Annotated in this window: 1 protein-coding gene; it reads left to right on the top strand. The window is 59.6% G+C overall.

Annotated elements, in window-relative coordinates:
* Positions 1-115 precede the first annotated feature (115 nt).
* Positions 116-1,523 (top strand): MFS transporter (locus tag AC1DRJ_RS27295; protein WP_477804886.1); only part of this gene is annotated, 1,408 nt, incomplete at its 3' end.

Below are 1,523 nucleotides of genomic sequence, written 5' to 3'. Positions count from 1 at the left end.
ACAGGGTTTTTGTATTGCTGCGTCTGGCGCACTTATAACCTGTCGATAAGTCAGTTTTCGTCAGCCCCCACGCTTTTTAAAATGCCCCGGTACTCAAACCCCGGAGCAAGCAGTAATGACTTCCCTCGCGGTCACGGCGCCACTCGCCGCGACCCCTTCAGCCGCCGCTACGCCACCGACTTTCGGCCCACGGATCATCATCGGTCTGGCGGGTGTGTTGCTGGCAGTGCTGGTCTCGGGCCTGAACGAGATGGTGACCAAGGTTGCCTTGGCGGACATTCGCGGCGCATTGGCCATCGGCTACGATGAAGGCACCTGGCTGGTCGCCAGTTACACCGCAACTTCGGTGGCGGCGATGGTATTTGCGCCATGGTGCTCGGTGACGTTTTCGTTGCGGCGTTTCACCCTCTGCGCCATCAGCGTATTCACGCTGTTAGGCGCGTTGAGTCCGTTCGCCCCGAACTACGAAAGCCTGCTGATCCTGCGCACGTTGCAAGGTCTGGCGGGCGGCGCGTTGCCGCCGATGTTGATGACCGTGGCGCTGCGATTCTTGCCGGCCAATGTGAAGCTCTATGGCTTGGCCGGATATGCATTGACCGCCACCTTCGGCCCGGGACTCGGCACGCCATTGGCCGGGTTGTGGACCGAATATGTCGGCTGGCAATGGACGTTTTGGCAAATCATCGCGCCGTGCCTGCTGGCCTTGGTCGCGGTGGCTTACGGTTTGCCACAAGACCCGCTGCGCCTGGAGCGCTTCAAACACTTCAACTGGCGCGGTCTGCTGCTGGGTTTTCCGGCGATCTGCATGCTGGTGATCGGCGTTCTGCAGGGCAATCGGCTGGACTGGTTCGAGTCGAGCCAGATCTGCGGATTGCTCGTCGGTGGATTGCTGTTGATGGTGCTGTTCCTGATCAACGAATGGTCGCAACCGATTCCATTTTTCAAGATGCAGATGCTCGGCATCCGCAATTTGTCCTTCGCCTTGCTCACCTTGGCTGGAGTGCTGGTGGTGTTGCTGGCGGTGATCATTATTCCATCCGCTTATCTGGCTCAGGTGCAGGGTTATCGCCCCATCCAGACTGCGCCTATCACGCTGTTGGCCGCGTTGCCGCAGTTGATCGCGCTGCCGTTGGTGGYGGCGTTGTGCAACCTGCGATGGGTTGATTGCCGCTGGGTGTTGGGTATCGGCCTGGGCATGTTGGCGCTGACTTGCATCGGCGGCTCACAACTGACGTCGGCGTGGATTCGCGACGATTTCTACGCGCTGCAACTGCTGCAAATATTCGGACAGCCAATGGCGGTGCTGCCACTGCTGATGCTCTCGACCGGCAGCATTTCACCTCTGGAAGGACCGTTCGCTTCAGCCTGGTTCAACACCGTGAAAGGCCTGTCTGCGGTGATCGCAACCGGGGTGATTGAAGCGTTGACCACTTCGAGGCTTCATTTTCACTCGACGATGCTAGTGGACAGTCTCGGTAATTCGCCCCTGGTCGACAGCGACAGCGCAGGCCTCGCCCATCGGC

It is taken from the genome of Pseudomonas sp. P5_B2 (assembly GCF_056400445.1).
Note: the sequence above shows the minus strand (reverse complement) of the source record. Positions and strands in the feature narration are given on the sequence as shown.